Here is an 18,660-nt window from a genome sequence, read left to right on the forward strand (position 1 = left end):
CCACGATACCCCAGCCGCCCGCGACCCTCCGGGCACCGGCGCCCGGTCGGTGTCGGGCCACCGGATTAGACTCGCGGCATGGCATCCTCGAGCGACCGACTGGTCTGGATCGACTGCGAGATGACCGGGCTCGACCTCGAGGTCGACGAGCTGGTCGAGATCGCGGTGGTCATCACCGACTACGACCTGAACCCCGTCGACGCCGGGATCGACATCGTGATCAAGCCCGACGCGAGTGCACTGGTGTCCATGAGCGACTTCGTGCGCGCCATGCACACCGAGTCGGGCCTGATCGACGAGATCCCGAACGGCGTCTCGCTCGCCGAGGCCGAGTACGAGGTGCTCGAGTACGTGCTCAAGCACGTTCCCGACGAGCAGCGCGCGCCGCTCGCCGGCAACTCGATCGGCACCGACCGCGCCTTCCTCTCGCGATTCATGCCGCGGCTCGACGCGCACCTGCACTACCGCAACGTCGACGTGTCCTCGATCAAGGAGCTGGCCAAGCGCTGGTACCCGCGTGCGTACTTCAACGCCCCGGCGAAGGACGGCGGTCACCGCGCCCTCGCCGACATCCTCGAGTCGATCCGCGAGCTGCAGTACTACCGCCGCGCGGTGTTCGTCGCCGACCCCGGGCCGACCAGCCAGGAACTGCAGGCCATCGCCGCCGACATCGTGGGCGAAGGTGCTCCCGAGGCCTCGGCCGAGCCCTCCCCCGTGTCAACGACCACGCCCAACGTGGTGTAATCTCGTAGGGTTGCCGATCGCGACGCGATCCGCACATGGTGGGTATAGCTCAGTTGGTAGAGCGCCTGGTTGTGGTCCAGGAGGTCGCGGGTTCAAGCCCCGTTACTCACCCCAATGAGCGCCTGGTTGTGGTGCAGTACTCTGGGACGGGTCGCGGGTTCAAGCCCCGTTACTCACCCCAATGAGCGCCTGGTTGTGGTGCAGTACTCTGGGACGGGTCGCGGGTTCAAGCTCCGTTACTCACCCCAAAGAGCGCCTGGTTGTGGTGCAGTAGTTTGGGACGGGTCGCGGGTTCAAGCCCCGTTACTCACCCCGAAGACTCCCGAACGGAGCCGCCCGTGGAACTCGACGCCGAGGCCTTCGAGCGGCTCGTGATCGATGAGCTCGACGAGCTCCCCGACGACATGGTCGACGGCCTCGAGAACGTCGTGTTCGTCGTCGAGGACCGCCCCGAGGACGGCTCGCTCGACCTGCTCGGCCTCTACGAGGGCACCGCTCTGACCGAGCGCGACCGGTACGGGTTCGGCGAGATGCCCGACCGCATCGTGCTGTACCGCGAGCCGCTGCTCGCGGTCGCCGACAGCGAGGCCGAGCTCCGCGATGAGATCCACGTGACGCTCGTGCACGAGATCGCGCATTTCTACGGCATCGATGACGACCGGCTGCACGATCTCGGCTGGGCGTGACCGGCGCCGGGTTAGCCTGAGCGCATGAGTCCCTCCCCCGCCCGCGTGATCGGCATCGCCGTCGGCACGCTCGCGATCCTCGCCGTCGGCGTCTACGGCCCGGCGATGCTGCTCGGGCCCCTTCCTGCCGTCACGGTCCGCGTCGACGAGGCGCAGGCGGCCGCTGCCGAACCGGCCGCCGTGGTCCTGCCCGACGACGGCGCGTCCGCCGTCGCGCTCGTCGGCGAGTCCGGCGAGGCAGCGCTCGTCGCGTCGTTCGCCGACGACGAGCCGGCCCCGATCGGCGGAGCGGCCAAGCTCGTCACCGCGCTCGTGACCGTGGACTCCCTGCCGCTCGAAGAGGACACGAGCGGTCCCGACATCCGGATCGGGGCCGCCGACTACTCGGCGTACCTGAAGTACCAGGCCGAGGGCTCTCGCGCCCTCCGGGTCTCGCCCGGCGAGACGTGGAGCGAGCGTGACGTGCTCCGCGCGCTCGTGCTCGCCTCGAGCAACAACCACGCCGACACGCTGGCGACGTGGTCGTTCGGCAGCGTCGAGAACTACGTCCGCGAGGCGAACGGATGGCTCGAGGAGCAGGGCTTCGCCACACTCCGCATCGCCGACGCGACGGGCCTGTCGGGCGAGAACGTGGGTACCGCCGCCGAACTCGCACGACTCGCGGCCCTGGTGCTCGCCGACCCCACCCTCGGACCGATGTTCCTCGCCGGGGATGGACCGCTGGCCGCCGATGACCGCCGCATCCCCGACGTCATCGCGCACCTCGGGAGCGACGGCATCCGCGCGATGAGCCGCAGCTACACCGACGAGGCCGCGCTCTCGTTCGTGTTCACGTCCGAGGTCGAGGTCGGCGACGAGACGCGGCGAATCGTCGGCGCCATGACCGGCGTCGACGACTACGAGACCCTCGACCCGGCCGTCCTGGCCGCGGTCGAGAGCATGCAGGCCGCCTCGGCGCCCATCGAGATCATCGCCGCAGGCGCACCGTACGGTGAGGTCGAGGCCGCATGGGGCGAACGGGCGCGCCTCGTCGCCTCAACCGCCCGGACCGATGCGGCCTTCGGCGCGGCGCCCGACGATGCGACCGTCGCCGTCGAGGCGTTCTCGACCGCGGCCGCGGGCCGGCAGGTCGGCACCGTGACCGTGCGCCTCGGCGAACGCGATGTGAGTTCGGCGCTCGAACTGGATGCGGCGATCCGCGACCCGGGTCCGGTCTGGCGGCTCACCCATCCCGGCGAGCTGATCGGCGCGTTCCTCGACGGCAACGCCTGACGCGACGCCTCAGTCGTTCTCCTCGTCGTACTCGACCGGGTCGGAGTCGTCGGCATCGAAGCGGAATCGCACGCGCAGCTGCCCGTTGACCTCGTGCTCGTCGACCGCGTCGTACCAGAACAGGGACTCGAGCCCGTCGACGGCGGCGACCATGCCCACGCGCTTCTCGGGCTTGCCGCCGACGAGCGCGCGCTGCTCGAAGTCGCCCTCGAGGGGGCCGTCGATGAACTCCGCGACGTAGGTCGATGCATCTGCCATGCCCCCACCGTAGTCCCGCGCGACGGCTCCGGTCATGCGCCGCGCGCGGCTCAGCGGCCGAGTCGGACCCGGACGACCGACTCCTCGCGCAGGCGCGCCTGGCCAAGGTACCGGCGCCAGTCCGCCTCCCAGCCGTCCCAGTACGGGTCGAATGCCCCGCAGTCGCGCGCGAGCGCCCGCTCGCGGCGCTCGGCGTGCGGCGCATCGAGCCAGACGCGGATCGCGTCGGGCCGCTCCCGTCCGGCCAGGAACGCGCCGCACCCGTCGATGACGACCGGCCCGCCCGGACGGATCCGGTGCACGCCAGCCGGCCCGTCCGCGAGCCAGTCCCACCGGTGCACGGCACCGGTCGTGCCGCGCGCATGCGGCGCCAGGAGCGAGGTGGCGAGTGCGTCGGCGCCCCGACGGAGGCCGCGCCATCCGGGTATCGCCTCGTCGACCCGCACCGCGATCGGTTGGATGCCCGGCCACGCATCGATCAATGCCGCGGTGAAGGTCGACTTGCCGGCACCGCTGGGTCCGTCCACGAGGACGAGCGGATGGCGCCGCGCCGCTGCACCGCGTCGGACGATCCGCACCGCAGGCTCGAGCGCCAGCAGGCCGCCGCGAGTCACGCCCACACCGGGTGGAAGGTTCCCGCCCAGACCGAGCCCGCGATCGCGACCGCGGCGATCGCGGCCGCCAGCACGAGGAGCACGGCGTCGGGTGTCCCGACGCGCGATGGACGCGCCCAGGTGCGCGCCGTGTCGGCGCCGAAGCCACGGGCCTCCATCGCGGTGGCGAGCTTCGAGCCGCGGCGGATCGCCAGCACGAGGAGTGCGAACGCCATCGTGGCGGCCCGGCGGACCGCGCCGTGGTCGCCGATGCCGCGCGCTCGCCTGGCGAGCGACATCGCGCGCCAATCCTCGACGAAGAGTCCGACGAGGCGCGTCGCCGCCAGTGCGCCGAGCACGAAGCGGGCCGGGAGCCGGGCGATCTGCGCCAATCCGTCGGCGAGGTCGGTGGGGTCGACGCGCATGAACAGCAGTGCTGCGGGCAGGCCGATCGCGAGCACGCGCACCGTCACGGCGATCGCGAGCTCGATGGAGCCGTCGGTCACGCGCGCGAGCCAGAACTCCCAGTACACGGTGCCGGATGGTTCGCCGTAGAGGAGCATGCTGAGCCCGGCGACGGGAGCGGCGATCAGGATCGGCCAGGTCCGTCGCACGAGCAGGCTCGGTGTCACGCCGGCGATGGCGAACAGCACGAGCTGGATGCCGAGCGCGATCGCCGCGCTCACCCAGTCGACGGTGAGCAGCAACGGGGTCGTCAGTACCATCGCGGCGGCCAGCCGGGTGACCGGGTTCACGCGGTCGACGAACCGCAGCGTCGGCTGGGGCTGTGCGGTGTCGAGTTCGTGCGCCGTCACGAGCGGCTCCCAGCGCGATCGCGCACCCCGAGCTCGAGCCGCCGCGCTCCGAGCGAGGCCGTGAACGCGACGTCGTGGGTGACCGAGAGCAGCGTGGTGCCGCCGGCGACGAGTTCGTGCAGCAGCCGCACGAGCTCGACCCAGCCGAGGCGGTCCTGTCCGAACGTCGGTTCGTCGAGGATCACGACCTCGGGACGGGTCGCGAGGACCGATCCGACCGACAGCCGTCGAGCCTCACCGCCGGAGAGCGTGAACGGGTTGGCACCCGCGAGGTGGCCGAGCCGGAGGCGTTCGAGGATCTCGCCGACGCGCGCGTCGACCTCGGCGGCAGCGAGACCCAGCGCTCGCGGCGCCACGGCGACCTCGTCGCGCACGGTCGCGGCCACGAACTGGTGCTCGGGCTCCTGGAAGACCGTCCCGATCCGCGTGAGCAGGTCGCGGGAACGCCACCGCACGGGGCTGCTCGGGAGCCCGCGCGCCAGCCGCTGCGAGGCGAGGACCGCACCGCCGCGCGGTGGGAGCAGGCCACCGAGCGTCAGTGCGAGAGTGGACTTGCCGGCTCCGTTCGGACCGGTGAGCACGGTGGAGGTCCCGCCCGGCAGCGCGACCTCGAGTCCGTCGTGAAGCACCGCCCCGCGCGGTCGGCCGATGGCGAGCTCGCGCGTCGAGAGCACGGCGCCGCCGTCCGCGACGCCGACAGCCGCTGCGTCCGCCTCCATTTCGGGCACGCCGAGAGGTACCCCCGGCACCCAGACGCCGCCCGCAGCCAGCTCCGTGGCCTGAGCGGCGAGGACGTCGGCGGGCGCCCCGTCGGCGATGATCCCGCCGTCGACGCCGAGGACGACGACACGGTCGACGAGGTGCTGCCACACGTCGACGCGGTGCTCGACGACGACGAGCGTCGCGCCGGTGCGCTCGAGCACGCGGCCGACGGCCTCGCGCACCTCTGCGACACCCGCAGGATCCAGGTTGGCCGTCGGCTCGTCGAGCAAGAGCAGCCCGGGACGCATGGCGATCGCGCCGGCGAGCGCGAGACGCTGCTTCTGCCCGCCCGACAGACGCGACGTCGGATGGTCCAGCGGAAGGTCGAGTCCGACCGCGTCCACGGCGTCCGCGACGCGGCGCCAGATCTCCTCACGGGGCACCCCGAGGTTCTCGCACCCGAACGCGGCATCGTCGCCCACGCGCGCCAGGATGACCTGGGAATCCGGGTCCTGGAGCACGAGCCCCGCCCGCCCGCGCGCCGCGGCCGCTGGCCGGCCGTCGACGCAGAGCGAGCCGACCTGCTCGCCCTCGTCATCGCCACCGAGGACGCCGGCGAGGGCATGCAGCAGGGTCGACTTGCCGGAGCCCGACGCTCCGAGCAGCAGGATGCGCTCGCCCGGCTTGATCGCCAGATCGATGCCGTGCAGCGCCGGACGAACGCGGCCGGCGTGCCGCCAGCCCCACCCGGTGGCGTCCACACGGGCGGGGCGGGTCAGCGGCGAGATGACCACCACGGATCAGACCCGTCCGGTCACGTCCCGTCCGGCGGCGAACCGGTTGAGTGCGCCGGTCGCCGCCAGCGCGCGGACGACGAGCCATCCGAGGAGCCCGGCGAGGATCGCACCGGAGACCACGACGGTGCCTAGGTAGAGGAACAGGAATTCGGCCGACTTCTGCAGGTTGCCGGAGGTGAACAGCTCGAGCGTCCAGGCTCCCAGGCCGGCGGCCGCGCCGGCGAGCATCGCCGTCACGACGCCGAATCGGCGATAGCCCGTGGCGAGGAAGACAAGCTCGGCGCCGAGTCCCTGCGCGAGCCCGGAGTAGATCGTCTCGATGCCCCACTGGTTGCCGATGAGCGCCGAGACGATCGCGGCGAGCAGTTCGACGTAGAGCGCTGCTCCCGGCTTGCGGATGATCAGGCCGCCGAGCACGCCGCCGATGAGCCAGATGCCCACCGCGATGCCCCCGAGTCCGGGCGTCAGGGCGTCGGCCGCGCTGAACCAGGCGTAGCCGACGTTGTTCCAGAACAGGAACACCAGGCCGGTCGCGACGCCGATGACGCTGGCGACGACGATGTCGACGACACGCCAGCGCGTGGGTCGTGAAGAACCGACGGTCGCGTCGGTCGTGGTGCCGGCTGAGTCGCCGACCGCGTTGCCGCGGTCGGTGCCGCGCGTGGTCTCGTGCACGATTCGTGCCCTTTCTTCAGGTGGAAAGCGGCACGGGAGATGAGATCGGATGCCCTCCCTGCGCTGGCATGACCCAGATCAGGTTCGACGGTCGAAGGTTGGAGAACCTTCCTCTCAGCCCGGCTCACCGGACTCCCGTGTTCGAGCACGAGTATACGCCCGCCGCGGCGGCATGACGCGACGGCGGAACGCGGTGGGGACGCGGCTACTTCTTGAGTGCGCGGATGATGAGCTTCAGCGCCTTGCCGGTGACGGCGATGAACGGGATCGCGACGATGAGGACGCCGAGGATGTTGGGCTCGAACCGGACGTCGCCGCCGCGGCTCACGTACGCGCCGAGCGGCACGGACCATCCCCCGCCGCCCCCGCCGGAGCCCTCGCCCTGCTCCGGGGCGCTCCCGGAGCCGCCGCCGAAGCCGTACGCGCCGAGCGCGACGGGCACGACGTCGACGCCGCCCAGTTGGACCTTGTCGGCGTAGGAGGTGCGGACCCCGACGCCGGCGACCTTGTCTGCGAGCTCGAGCACGAAATCAGCCATGCCGCCACGCTACCGGCGCCGAACCGGCCTCGGTAGGCCTTGACGGATGCCGCGGCGCATTCGGGTCACTGGCGTGGCCGCTCCGACGACGACCGCTTCGGTTGCTCGGCGTCGTCGCGTTCCCATCCGGCGCCCGCCGTCGGCAACAGACCGGGCCCGCCGGGACGGACGAGCGCGGCCGGGCGGACGGCCCCGCGACCGAACCTCCTGGTCACCTCGTCGATCGTGCGCTCGGCGTCCCGCCAGTCCTCGTCGGGATCCCAGAGCGGGGCGCCCCCGCCAGTGGCGCGCAGCTGTTCGGCCCGGACGCCGATGAGCCGTACCCGCCGCCCGTCACCCACGAGCTCTGCGAGCGGTACGAGCGCCTCTTCGTAGATGCGGCGGGCGACGTCGGTCGGCTCGGCGAGCGTGCGCGACCGGGTCACCGTGGTGAAGTCGCCGTAGCGCAGCTTCAGCGTCACGGTGCGCGCCACCATTCCCGCCTTGCGCAGCCGGACGCCGACGTCGGCGGCGAGGCGGAGCAATTCCCTCGCGATGTCGTCGTGATCGACGAGGTCGTGATCGAACGTCGTCTCGTGACCGATGCTCTTCTCGACCCGCCGGGTCTCGACCTCGCGCGGATCGATGCCGTTCGCCAGTTGCGAGAGCCGCGCCGCAAGCGCCGGTCCGACCGCGCGGGTCAGCGCGTCGGCAGGCATCTCGGCGACGTCGCCGACCGTTCGCAGGCCGAGCTTGAGCAGTGATTCCTCGGTGACCCGACCGACGCCCCAGAGCGCCGAGACGGGCAGCGGATGGAGGAAGGCGGTCGTCTGGTCGGCCGGCACGACGAGCATGCCGTCGGGCTTCGCGCGGCTGGATGCGACCTTCGCGACGTACTTGCTCGCTGCCACGCCCACCGAGCACGTGAGGCCGGTCTCGCCGTGCACGCGACGCCGGATGGTCCAGGCGATCTCGGCGGGTGTGCCGTGCAGTCGGCGCGCCCCGGACACGTCGAGGAACGCCTCGTCGATCGACAGCGGCTCGACGAGCGGCGTGAGCTCGCGGAAGATCGTCATGACGCGATCGGAGTACTCGGCGTATCGGCGGTAGTCGCCGCGAAGCACGACGGCATTCGGGCACCGCTGCAACGCGACCGACATCGGCATCGCGGAGTTGACCCCGTACCGTCTCGCCTCGTAGCTCGCCGCCGCCACGACCCCGCGACCTGCCGTGCCGCCCACCAGCACGGGCGTGCCGCGCAGCTCAGGTCGGCGCAGCAACTCGACGGAGACGAAGAACGCATCCATGTCGACGTGCAGGATCGGCGTCGCCGAGTCATCGACGGGACCCGTCGTGACCTGACGCGACGAGCCGTCCTGCTTGCTCATGCTGCGACCCTAGCGGGGACCGCGGACTCGGGTCGGATCAGAATCCGCCGAAGTCGCCGCCACCGAAATCGCCGCCGCCGAAGTCGCCACCCGAGCCGCCCCAGTCGCCACCGGAACCGCCCCAGTCGCCACCCGCGTCGCCGCCGCCTGCGTCACCGGCGCCGGCGTCTCCGCCGTCCGCGTCCGACCCATCCGCGCCGTCCGCGCCGGCCGCATCGAACGACGAGGCATCGGGCAGGAACGCCTGCGCGATGGCCGAGCCGATCACGACGCCGGCCACGGTGCCGAGCAGCGAACTGCCGACCATCGAGCCGAACGACGGACCGCCGCGGCCGTACGCGCCGCCGCCTGCCGGCGCACCGGCGAAGGCCCGCTCCATCGAGCCCGGCTGGCGCAGCTCCTGGCGGGTCGCCGCGCGCGCGAGCGACTGCGGGTCGTCGGAGGTGAGCTGCTCGCCCGGAGGCGCCTGCTCGGCGAGCGAACGGTAGACCTGCTGCCGCTGCTCGGGCGTGAGCTTCGCGAACGCCTCGGCGTGGACCGCTTCGATCGACTCGGGCGGTGCGGTGCGCAGGAGGTAGCGGTAGCGCTCGATCGCCAGCTCGTCCTCGCTCAGCCGACGCTGCTGAGGCGCCTGCGGCACCGGCGGCGCGGACTGGCGGGCGCGATCGTCGCCGCCGCCGAAGAGTCGGTCAAGGAATCCCATGATGTCCTCACTCTCGTAGGGATCGACAGCGTAGCCGAGCCCGCCTCGAACGGGCTGGGAACCGCGCTACTCCTCGCTGCCGGCCCGCTCGAGCACGAGCTCGCGGACCCGCGCCGCGTCGGCCTTGCCCTGCATGGCCTTCATGACCGCGCCGATCACCGCGCCGGCGGCCTGAACCTTGCCGTCGCGGATCTTCGCGAGCACGTCGGGCTGCGCCGCGAGCGCCTGGTCGATCGCGGCGACGAGCGCACCGTCGTCGGAGACGACGGCGAGGCCGCGCGCGTCGACGATCTTGCGCGGCGAGCCCTCGCCGGCGATCACGCCCTCGAGCACCTGGCGGGCGAGGCGATCGGTGAGCGCGCCCTCCTCGACGAGTGCGGCGAGCTCGGCGACATCCGCGGGCTCGACCAGCTCGCTGGCATCCGTGCCCTGCGCGTTCGCGATGCGGGTCAGCTCGCCCGTCCACCACTTGCGCGCGGCGGCAGGCGTGGCGCCCGCCTCGACCGTGGCGAGCACCTCGTTGAGCAGGCCGCCGTTGACGACGCCCTGGAAGTCGATGTCGGTGAACCCCCAGTCGGCCTTCAGCCGGCGCCGGCGCGCGGCGGGCGGCTCGGGCAGTGCGGCGCGCAGCTCCTCGATGAGGGCCGGGTCGGGCTCGACGGGAAGCAGGTCGGGCTCGGGGAAGTACCGGTAGTCGTCGGCGTCGGACTTCGGCCGGCCGGGGCTCGTGGTGCCCGTGTCCTCGTGCCAGTGGCGCGTCTCCTGCGTGATCGACCCGCCATCGGCGAGGATCGCCGCCTGGCGCTGGATCTCGTACCGCACCGCGCGCTCGACCGAGCGCATCGAGTTGACGTTCTTGGTCTCGGTTCGTGTGCCGAAGGCCTCCTGGCCCTTGGGTCGCAGCGAGACGTTCGCGTCGCAGCGGAGGTTGCCCCGCTCCATCCGTGCCTCGGAGATGCCGAGCGAGAGCACGATGTCGCGGATGGCGGCGACGTACGCGCGTGCCAGCGCCGGCGCATCCGCCCCGGCCCCGACGACGGGCTTCGTCACGATCTCGACGAGCGGCACGCCCGCCCGGTTGTAGTCGACGAGCGAGTACTCCGCGCCGTGGATGCGGCCGGTCGCGCCGACGTGCGTGAGCTTGCCGGCGTCCTCCTCCATGTGCGCTCGCTCGATCGCCACCTGGAAGACGCGGCCGTTCTCGAGCTCGACCTCGACCGACCCCTCGAACGCGATGGGCTCGTCGTACTGGGAGATCTGGTAGTTCTTGCCGAGGTCGGGGTAGAAGTAGTTCTTCCGCGCGAACCGGCTCGACGGCGCGATCGAGCAGCCGAGCGCGAGGCCCAGCGAGATCGAATGGCGTACTGCCGTGCCGTTGACCACCGGGAGGGAGCCGGGCAGGCCCATGTCGACCGGCGCGACGAGCGTGTTCGGCTCGGCGTCGTGGTACGCGCTGTTCGCCGGGTTCGGCGCCGGGGAGAACATCTTGGTGGTCGTGTTCAGCTCGACGTGCACCTCGAGGCCGATCACCGGCTCGAATCGTGCGAGGGCCTCGTCGAAGTCCATCAGTGCCGCGCGTGCCATCAGACCACGCCCTCCTCGGTCGCCATGAGTTCGTGGGTAGACAGGTCGGGCGCCTGGGCGAGCAGCGGACCGCCCCACTGGTCGACGAGCAGTGCCTCGAGCGCGCCGCCGACGTTGTAGAGGCGGGCGTCCTCGCGCGCGGGCGCCAGGAACTGGATGCCGACGGGCAGCCCGTCTTCGGGCGCGAGGCCTGCGGGCACCGAGATGCCGGGCACGCCCGCGAGGTTCGCGGGGATCGTCGCGACGTCGTTGAGGTACATCGCGAGCGGGTCGTCGAGCTTCTCGCCGAGCTTGAACGCCGTGGTCGGCGCGCTGGGCGTCGCGAGCACGTCGACCTTGCCGAACGCGGCGTCGAAGTCCTGCTGCACGAGCGTGCGCACCTTCTGCGCGCTGCCGTAGTACGCGTCGTAGTAGCCGGCCGACAGCGCGTAGGTGCCGAGGATGATGCGGCGCTTGACCTCGGGACCGAAGCCGGCCTCGCGCGTCGCCGCCATGACCTCCTCGACCGTGCCGCCGCCTTCGGGCACGACACGCAGGCCGAACCGCACGGAGTCGAACTTCGCGAGGTTGGAGGACGCCTCGGCAGGCAGGATCAGGTAGTAGGCGGCGATCGAGTACTCGAAGCTCGGGGCCGCCACCTCGACGATCTCGGCGCCGTTGCGCTCGAGCAGCTCGAGCGCCTCGTGGAAGCGCTGGCGCACGCCGGCCTGGAAGCCGTCGGTGTCGAGCTCCTTCACGACGCCGATGCGCAGGCCCGAGACATCCGCTCGCCGCACGGCGTCGGCCATGGACGGCCACGGGTCGGGGATCGACGTCTGGTCGTGCGGGTCGTGCCCGGCGATGACGTCGTGCAGCAGCGCCGCGTCGAGCACCGTGCGGCTGACCGGCCCCACCTGGTCGAGCGACGACGCGAGTGCGATCGAACCGTAGCGGCTCACGCCACCGTACGTCGGCTTGGTGCCGACCGTGCCGGTCACGTGCGCGGGCTGGCGGATGGATCCGCCGGTGTCGCTGCCGAGCGCGAGCGGCGCCTCGAACGCCGCGACCGCCGCAGCCGACCCGCCGCCCGAGCCGCCGGGGATCCGCTCGAGGTCCCACGGGTTGTGCGTCGGGCCGTACGCGGAGTGCTCGGTGGACGAGCCCATCGCGAACTCGTCCATGTTGGTCTTGCCGAGCAGCACCATGCCGGCCTCGCGCACCTTGCGCACGGGCGTCGCGTCGTACGGCGGCACCCAGCCCTCGAGGATCCGCGAGCCGGAGGTCGACGGCATGCCCTTGGTGACGAGCACGTCCTTGATCGCGATCGGGACACCCGCGAGCGGGCCGAGCTCGTCGCCGGCGGCCCGACGACGGTCGACTTCGGCGGCCGCGTCGAGTGCGGCATCGTTGACGTGCAGGTAGGCGTGCACGGCACCGTCGACGGCCGCGATGCGATCGAGATGGGCCTGCGTCGCCTCGACCGAGGACACCTCGCGCGACGCGAGCCGGTCGGCGAGGTCGGCGGCGCTCAGCCGGATCAGGTCGCTCACTGCTCCTCCCCCAGGATCGCCGAGACGACGAAGCGCGTGCCGTCGTGCTCGGGGGCGCCGGAGAGCACCTGGTCGACGGTCAGGACGTCGGAGGGGACGTCCTCGCGGAGCGGGTTGTGCAGCGGGATCGGGTGGCTCGTGCGCGCCACGTCGGGCGTGGCCACCTCGCTCACCTTCTCGACCGCCTGCATGATCTGGCCGAGTTCCGTGGTCAGGTGGCCGATCTCTTCCTCGGTGAGCGCGATGCGAGCGAGGTTCGCGAGGTGCGCGACCTGCTCGGCGCTGATTTCAGACATGCTGCTCCGTCGTGTGGGGATGGGGATGCCAGCGATTCTATCGAGGCGCGCCGAACAGGCCGACGCCGTATTTCTGCAGCGCGTCGAACGCGTCGCCGTAGGTCTGCGGCTCGGGTTCGCCTTCATCGCCGTACTTCGCGATGAGCATGCCGAGCAGCCCGCGCGCCGGCGGGCTGAGCGGAGCCGTGCGATGCGCCTCGGCCGGGTGCGGCGCCGACTCTGGGTTCGGCGGGGTGTACTGGGGGGTGGTGGCCGGCCAGGTGAGCGGATGCCGCGGGGCGTCGAGGGTCAGGGCGTTGCGGATGTCGGGTGCACCGTCGTCGCGGTCGGTCAGCGGGTCGAGCTCGTGCAACGTGCACAGGGTCGCGATCACCGATCCGTGGTGCATCTGGTCGTGGATGATGCCGCCCTCGGCGGTGTACGCCGAGATCGCGATCGCCGGGACGCGGCAGCCGAGTCGGTCGAACGTGAACCCCATCTCGCCGGGCTTCGCGTCGGGATGCGGCGGGGTGGCCGCCGGCGGCGCGACGTGGTCGTACGTCCCGCCGTGTTCGTCGAAGGTGAGGAGCAGCATCGTGTTCATCGCGTTGGACCCGCCCTCGGTGGCGCTCTCGCGGATCGCGGAGTAGATGCGGTGCAGCAGGGCCTCACCGGCACGCACGTCGGAGATCGCGCTGTCCGTCACCTCCTCGCCGTCGACCTCGGACTGGCGGAGCGGACCCACCGGCGGGTGGAAGTCGTTGTGGTCGTAGATCATGCGCGGCTCGACGAACGCGTACGGCGGCAGCTTCCCGCCCGCCACGTCGGTCCAGAACTGCGACATGGGCGCGAAGTGGTCGGTCCGCCAGTACTTCTCGAGTGCCGGCGCGTGGATGAAGCCGGTCAGCGAGATCAGCTGCAGGTCGTCGAAGTAGATCCGCCAGTCCAGCCCGGCGTCCTCCAAGCGGTTGAAGATGGTCGGCGCGGCCTTCGCCTCGAGCCATTTGAGGTAGCCGTCGTCGCCGCCGCGGTTGGTCACGAACCCGTGCGAGGTCGAGGCGTGGAAGAACGAGCGGTTGCAGAACGTCTGGCTCGGCACCGCGCAGTGCCAGGCGTCGTACACCGCGAAGCCCTTCGCGAGCATGGCGGTGACGGGGAGCATCTCGGGCGAGAACGAGCCCATGATCTGGTGGATGTCGCGGTCACCGTCGTGACGGACGTCGTGATCGACGTGGTGGGCGTAGTCGACGACGAAGCCGCCCATGGTGGGTGTCGTGCCGGCGTCGGGCGCGTTGTAGGGCTCGCGCATCTCGTCGATCGGCACCGAGGCATTCGAATCGGGGCGGATGGTGCCGAACAGTTGCGTGTTGACGTGGGGGTACTCCTCGCCCGGGTCGGGGTCGGGTCGACTCATGATCACGTCGGTCGGGCCGGCGTAGACGTGCGCGGCGATGCTCGTGCCGTCGGGCGCCGTGTTCGCGTACTCGCCGAACGCGAGCCCGTCGAACGTCGCGCCGTCGGGAAGGGAGTCGGCGTCGTAGAGCCAGCCGAGGAAGTTGTCGAACGAGCGGTTCTCGCTCATGACGACGACGAGGTGGTCGAAGCCGGGCCTGGCGCGCGCGGTCGGCGGAGGCGGGAGCGCCGCGATGCCGGCCGCTCCCTCGGTCACCCCCGCGGAGTGCCCGACGCTCCCACCCACCGCAGCGGCGCCGCCCCCGGCGACGACGGCGGCGGCACCGGCGACGCCGCCGAGCTTGAGGAATTCGCGGCGCGAGGCGCCGATCGCCGGGCCACCGTCGTCCCTGACGTCCTCGTCGTCCGCCATGCGGCCCCCCTCTCAACCGAGCGCGTCGGGTCCTTCCGTGACGAGCACGGCGAACTGCGCGGCGTCGATGACCCGCACGCCGAGCTCTTCGGCCTTCGCCAGCTTGGAGCCGGCCCCCGGACCGGCCGCGACGAAGTCCGTCTTCTTCGACACGCTCGACGCCGCCTTGCCGCCGGCCGCGATGATGGCCTCCTGCGCGCCCTCGCGCGTGAAGCCGTCGAGGCTGCCCGTCGCCACGACGGTGAGCCCGGAGAGCACGCCGTCGGTGTCGCCGGCCCGGCCGGGCCCGGCGTGGCCGGGCGTGGCGAACTGCACGCCCGCGGCGGTCCATCGTTCGACGATCTCGCGATGCCAGTCGGTGTCGAACCAGTCGAGGAGCGAGTCGGCGATGATGCCGCCCACGCCCTCGACGTGGGCGAGCTCCTCGCGACTCGCGGCCCGGATCGCATCGAGTGAACCGAAGTGGTCGGCCAGGGCGCGCGCCGCGACGGGGCCGACGTGCCGGATGTTGAGCGCGACGAGCAGCCGCCACAACGGCTTGGTCTTCGCCTTCTCGAGCTCGTCGAGCAGCTTGGTGGCCGCGCCGGATGCCCCGTACTCCGCGGGACGCGACTTCGAACCCTGGCGGAGGATCTTCTGGAACGGCGCGCGTCGGACGGGCTCACCCGTCTTCTCGTCGACCTTGAACTCGCCCGTCTCGGCGTCGCGCACCACCACCTGGATCGGGACGAGTTCGTCGAGCGTCAGGTCGAACAGTCGCGCCTCGGTCTCGAGCGGCGGCGTCGAGGGAACGGACGGCTGCGTGAGCGCCGCGGCCGTGACCTCGCCGAGCGCCTCGATGTCGAGCGCGCCGCGGGACCCGATGTGCTCGACACGGCCGCGCACCTGGGCCGGGCACGACCTGGCGTTCGGGCACCTCAGGTCGATGTCGCCCTCCTTCATCGGGCGAAGCGGCGTACCGCACTCCGGACACTCACCCGGCATGTGCCACTCGCGTTGCGTGCCGTCGCGCAGTTGCTCGACCGCCCCGAGGATCTCGGGGATCACGTCGCCCGCCTTGCGGAGTACGACGGTGTCGCCGATCATCACGCCCTTGGCCTTCACGATGCCCTGATTGTGGAGGGTGGCCTGGCGCACGGTCGAGCCGGCGACCTTCACGGGCTCCATGATCGCGTACGGCGTCGCGCGCCCGGTGCGGCCCACGCCCACTGCGATGTCGATGAGCTTCGTGTGCACCTCTTCGGGCGGGTACTTGAACGCGATCGCCCATCGCGGCGCTCGGCTCGTGGAGCCGAGCTCGTCGTGCAGGGCGAGCTCGTCGACCTTGACGACGATGCCGTCGATCTCGTGCTCGATGTCGTGCCGGTGCTCGCCCCAGTGCTCGATGAACGCGATGACCTCGTCGACGGATCCGAGCACCCGGCTGTAGGGCGACACCGGGAGTCCCCACCCGGCGAGCAGCGCGTAGATATCGGACTGCCCCTCGACGGGCGGTCGCTCCCACGCCCCGATGCCGTGCAGGTGCAACGAGAGCCGGCCGAGCCGGTCGCGCATGAGCTCGAGATCGAACGCGCTCTTGCGCTCGCGCCGTTGCCTGAGGCTGCCCGCCGCCGTGTTCCGCGCGTTCGCGAACTCGGGGAACCTCGTCTTGATCGATGCCTCGGGCTTGCCCTTGCCGAGTTCGTTGGCCGCATACGCCGTCTGGAGCTCGCGCTGCCGGCGATTGAGCGCCTCGAACTCGTTCGTGGCGAGGAACACCTCGCCCCGCACCTCGAAGAACGCGGGGAACCCCTCTCCGGTGAGCCTGAGCGGGATCGCCGGGATGAACTCGATGTTCTCGGTGATGTCTTCGCCGACGCGGCCGTCGCCGCGCGTGGTGGCAGTCTCGAGCACGCCGTCTCGGTAGGCGAGGCTGATCGCGAGCCCGTCGATCTTGAGTTCGCTGAGGAAATGGACGGGCCGGCCCGCATCGCGCTCGACCTTCACGGCCCACTCGCGGAACTCGTCGACCGAGAACACGTTGTCGAGGCTCAGCATGCGCTCGGCGTGCTCGTGCTCGGGGAACCCCGCCGACGCGACCACCGCGCCGACCTGCTGCGTGGGACTGTCTTGTCCGACGAGCTCGGGGAACGCGCGCTCGAGCGCCTCCAACCGGTGGAACGCCGTGTCGTACTCGGCGTCGGAGAAGGGCGAGTCGCCGTCGCCGTAGTACGCGAGGCGCGCCCGATCGATCAGCTCGGTGAGCCGTTCGGCCTCGGCGCGCGCGGTCTCGAAGTCGGCTGGGATGTCGCTCACAGGGGCCATCCTAGGAGCCGCCTCCGACGTCCGGGCGGGCGCGGACCGGTGGCGACGGAGAATGGCGGGCGGCCGCGTCCCCGCGCACGGACACGAGTGGGGTGCGCGGCCTCAGCCGCGCACCCCTCTTCGGCGCCGCGCCCTACCCCCCGGGCGTCAGGCCCCGAAGCCGGCGGCGTCCACCTTGCGGTGGTACCGCGTGCCTGCCTTGCCGCCGAGGATCGCTCCACCGAGGCTCGCGAGGATGACCAGGGCCAGCGTGACGATGCCGGCGATGGTCAGTTCACCCTCGGTCACGGGGATCCGCGGGAAGGTGTTGAGGCTCGCGAGGATGTCGTACTGCGATCCCGCGACGGCAGCGATGATCGCGCCGATGATCGCGACGACGATCGCCCACAGCCACACGGCGAGGCCCTGCTTCATGCCGTTGAAGCGCGCCATCCGCCCTGCCACGTAGCCGCCGGCGAAGTATGCGACGAACAGGATCACCAGCAGCGCGATCGCGCCGACGATGCCGATGGTCTGGGCGTTCTCGGCCGCGGCCTCGTCGACCGCCTCGCCCAGTGTGCCGAGACCGATCGCCGCACCGGTCGCGGCGAGCAGCGCCGTGAGGAGCACGGCGACGCCGACCGCGGTCAGCCAGCCGAAGAACGCCGCGCCGAACTTGATCCCTCCGTACCGCTCGCGCTCGCGGTCCACGACTGCGGCTCGCAGTGCCGGGTCGGCCACGAGTCGCTCGTCGTGTGCGGCGTCGCGGTGGCGACCGGCGACCTCGCGGTCGTCGGGGACGCCGTCCCGGTCACGGTCCATCGCGACCTCGCGGTCGTCGCGGACGCCGTCCCGGTCACGGTCCACCGCGACCTCGCGGTCGTCGCGGACGCCGTCCCGGTCATGGTCCACCGCGACCTCGCGGTCGTCGCGGACGCCGTCGCCGTCGCGGTCCGCCGGGGTGGGCGGGTACGGATCGCGGCCGGGTCGATCGGATGAGGTGCTCATGACAGGTCCCCTCTCGTGGTGTGCGCCGCACACGGGTGGTGCCTGCGGCGCCGACCTCGACGATACGACGATGCACGAGCGTCGTCAGGGGCCTTGACAGCGGGCGTGCGACCGCACTCGCGGTGCAGCGAACGCTCGGCCGACGCTCAGGTTCGGGGGTGGACCGCGCGAACGACCGCGGGGATCGCCCTAGTCGTCGAGGCCGACGCGATCGACGCGGCGGTGGTACCGGACGCCGACGGTCCCGCCGAGCACGGCACCGCCGAGGCTCACGACGACGAGCGCGACCGCCCCGGCGATCCAGGCGACGGTGACCAGGTCGGGCGAGACGGGAATGCTCGGCACGGCGTCCCGTCCGGCGGCCACGAAGCCGAACCGCCCGTCGAGCAGCGCGATCGCGACGGCGACGGCGATGCCGGCGACGAGCGCCCACCCCCAGACGGCGAGGCCTTGCGCGGCGCCGCTGAACCGCGCCATCCGCCCGGCGACGTACCCGCCGCAGTAGAACGAGACGAACCCGACCGCGAGCAGGACGCCGATCACGATCCATCCGGCGGTCAGCCCGTCGAACGGGCCGATGCCGCCCGTCGCCCACGGGTCGGGGATGACATCCAGTCCGGTCACGGCCGCCACGACGACGACGGCTCCGGCGAGGATGGCCGCGCTCGCCATGGCGGTGAGCCAGCCGAAGAACGCGGAGCCGATCTTGGGTCCGCCGAACGCCTCGCGCTGCCGTTCCGTGACCTCCTCGGACGTGATCGGGCGGTCGTCGACCAGGTCGTCCCACGGCTGGGGCGCGGGGTTGATCACGGCGGTCGACGCCGTGGTCGTGGCCGGTTCCAGGTTGCGGAACGGTTCGGCGGGGTCTCGGTTCGGGTCGGCGGGATAGAGCGGGTAGGACACGGGGGCTCCTCGGGTTCACGTGGCGCCGAGGTTTCGGGCTGCGGCGCCAACCCACGAGAATCTACGCGAGTTCGCTGGGAGGATCGAAGTGGGTGACGTTTGT

The 18,660-nt window shown here is 71.7% G+C and carries 18 protein-coding genes, 1 tRNA gene and 1 riboswitch; of the genes, 4 read left to right on the forward strand and 15 right to left on the reverse strand.

Features of this window, described 5'->3' with window-relative positions; all coding sequences use genetic code 11:
• Positions 1–78: 78 nt before the first annotated feature.
• The 4 genes from orn (at position 79) to ACFQ58_RS09830 (ending at position 2,702) form a co-directional block, all read left to right on the forward strand.
• The gene (gene orn / locus ACFQ58_RS09815; protein ID WP_376950883.1) at positions 79–744 is read left to right on the forward strand and encodes an oligoribonuclease; all 666 of its coding nucleotides are present in this window, start codon (positions 79–81) and stop codon (positions 742–744) included.
• 38 nt (positions 745–782) lie between these two features.
• Positions 783–858 (forward strand) — tRNA-His (locus ACFQ58_RS09820).
• A 224-nt stretch (positions 859–1,082) separates the two neighbouring features.
• Positions 1,083–1,430 carry a metallopeptidase family protein gene (locus tag ACFQ58_RS09825; protein WP_376950884.1) on the forward strand — a complete coding sequence of 116 codons (348 nt, stop codon included), beginning with the start codon at positions 1,083–1,085 and terminating at the stop codon, positions 1,428–1,430.
• Positions 1,431–1,454: 24 nt separating this feature from the next.
• Positions 1,455–2,702, forward strand: a complete 1,248-nt coding sequence (locus ACFQ58_RS09830; protein WP_376950885.1) for a hypothetical protein — start codon at positions 1,455–1,457, stop codon at positions 2,700–2,702.
• Between the two features lie 9 nt (positions 2,703–2,711).
• Here ACFQ58_RS09830 and ACFQ58_RS09835 read toward each other — a convergent pair whose 3' ends face one another.
• From ACFQ58_RS09835 to ACFQ58_RS09905, 15 genes are all read right to left on the reverse strand, one after another.
• The gene (locus ACFQ58_RS09835; protein ID WP_376950886.1) at positions 2,712–2,960 is read right to left on the reverse strand and encodes a hypothetical protein; all 249 of its coding nucleotides are present in this window, start codon (positions 2,958–2,960) and stop codon (positions 2,712–2,714) included.
• A gap of 50 nt (positions 2,961–3,010) precedes the next feature.
• Positions 3,011–3,574 (reverse strand): hypothetical protein, encoded by a 564-nt coding sequence (locus ACFQ58_RS09840; protein WP_376950887.1) that lies wholly within the window; start codon positions 3,572–3,574, stop codon positions 3,011–3,013.
• A complete protein-coding gene (locus tag ACFQ58_RS09845; RefSeq protein WP_376950888.1) occupies positions 3,571–4,368 on the reverse strand; it encodes an energy-coupling factor transporter transmembrane component T family protein in 798 nt (265 codons plus the stop codon). The genes ACFQ58_RS09840 and ACFQ58_RS09845 overlap by 4 nt, the downstream gene beginning before the upstream one ends.
• On the reverse strand, positions 4,365–5,867 hold the full coding sequence (locus ACFQ58_RS09850; protein ID WP_376950890.1) for an ABC transporter ATP-binding protein: 1,503 nt from the start codon (positions 5,865–5,867) through the stop codon (positions 4,365–4,367). The genes ACFQ58_RS09845 and ACFQ58_RS09850 overlap by 4 nt, the downstream gene beginning before the upstream one ends.
• A gap of 3 nt (positions 5,868–5,870) precedes the next feature.
• Positions 5,871–6,542, reverse strand: coding sequence for an ECF transporter S component (locus tag ACFQ58_RS09855; RefSeq protein WP_376950891.1), 672 nt, complete (start codon positions 6,540–6,542; stop codon positions 5,871–5,873).
• 38 nt (positions 6,543–6,580) lie between these two features.
• A riboswitch (TPP riboswitch) is annotated at positions 6,581–6,691 on the reverse strand.
• Between the two features lie 56 nt (positions 6,692–6,747).
• Entirely contained in the window at positions 6,748–7,080 is a 333-nt protein-coding gene (locus tag ACFQ58_RS09860; RefSeq protein ID WP_376950892.1) for a hypothetical protein, read from the reverse strand.
• Between the two features lie 65 nt (positions 7,081–7,145).
• Entirely contained in the window at positions 7,146–8,447 is a 1,302-nt protein-coding gene (locus ACFQ58_RS09865) for a DNA polymerase IV (protein WP_376950893.1), read from the reverse strand.
• 37 nt (positions 8,448–8,484) lie between these two features.
• Positions 8,485–9,150 carry a hypothetical protein gene (locus ACFQ58_RS09870; RefSeq protein ID WP_376950894.1) on the reverse strand — a complete coding sequence of 222 codons (666 nt, stop codon included), beginning with the start codon at positions 9,148–9,150 and terminating at the stop codon, positions 8,485–8,487.
• Positions 9,151–9,216: 66 nt separating this feature from the next.
• On the reverse strand, positions 9,217–10,734 hold the full coding sequence (gatB, locus tag ACFQ58_RS09875) for an Asp-tRNA(Asn)/Glu-tRNA(Gln) amidotransferase subunit GatB (protein WP_376950895.1): 1,518 nt from the start codon (positions 10,732–10,734) through the stop codon (positions 9,217–9,219).
• Positions 10,734–12,263, reverse strand: a complete 1,530-nt coding sequence (gene gatA / locus ACFQ58_RS09880) for an Asp-tRNA(Asn)/Glu-tRNA(Gln) amidotransferase subunit GatA (protein ID WP_376950896.1) — start codon at positions 12,261–12,263, stop codon at positions 10,734–10,736. The genes gatB and gatA overlap by 1 nt, the downstream gene beginning before the upstream one ends.
• Entirely contained in the window at positions 12,260–12,559 is a 300-nt protein-coding gene (gatC, locus tag ACFQ58_RS09885; RefSeq protein ID WP_376950897.1) for an Asp-tRNA(Asn)/Glu-tRNA(Gln) amidotransferase subunit GatC, read from the reverse strand. Before gatC ends, gatA begins: the two co-directional genes overlap by 4 nt.
• Before the next feature lie 37 nt (positions 12,560–12,596).
• Entirely contained in the window at positions 12,597–14,363 is a 1,767-nt protein-coding gene (locus ACFQ58_RS09890) for an alkaline phosphatase family protein (RefSeq protein WP_376950898.1), read from the reverse strand.
• Between the two features lie 12 nt (positions 14,364–14,375).
• The gene (gene ligA / locus ACFQ58_RS09895) at positions 14,376–16,667 is read right to left on the reverse strand and encodes an NAD-dependent DNA ligase LigA (protein ID WP_376950899.1); all 2,292 of its coding nucleotides are present in this window, start codon (positions 16,665–16,667) and stop codon (positions 14,376–14,378) included.
• A gap of 147 nt (positions 16,668–16,814) precedes the next feature.
• Positions 16,815–17,654 (reverse strand): hypothetical protein, encoded by an 840-nt coding sequence (locus ACFQ58_RS09900; RefSeq protein ID WP_376950900.1) that lies wholly within the window; start codon positions 17,652–17,654, stop codon positions 16,815–16,817.
• 189 nt (positions 17,655–17,843) lie between these two features.
• The gene (locus tag ACFQ58_RS09905; protein ID WP_376950901.1) at positions 17,844–18,557 is read right to left on the reverse strand and encodes a hypothetical protein; all 714 of its coding nucleotides are present in this window, start codon (positions 18,555–18,557) and stop codon (positions 17,844–17,846) included.
• Between the last annotated feature and the right edge of the window lie 103 nt (positions 18,558–18,660).

The sequence above is a fragment of the Agromyces sp. NPDC056523 genome (assembly GCF_042794545.1).
In the GTDB taxonomy this organism is placed as follows: Bacteria; Actinomycetota; Actinomycetes; order Actinomycetales; family Microbacteriaceae; genus Agromyces.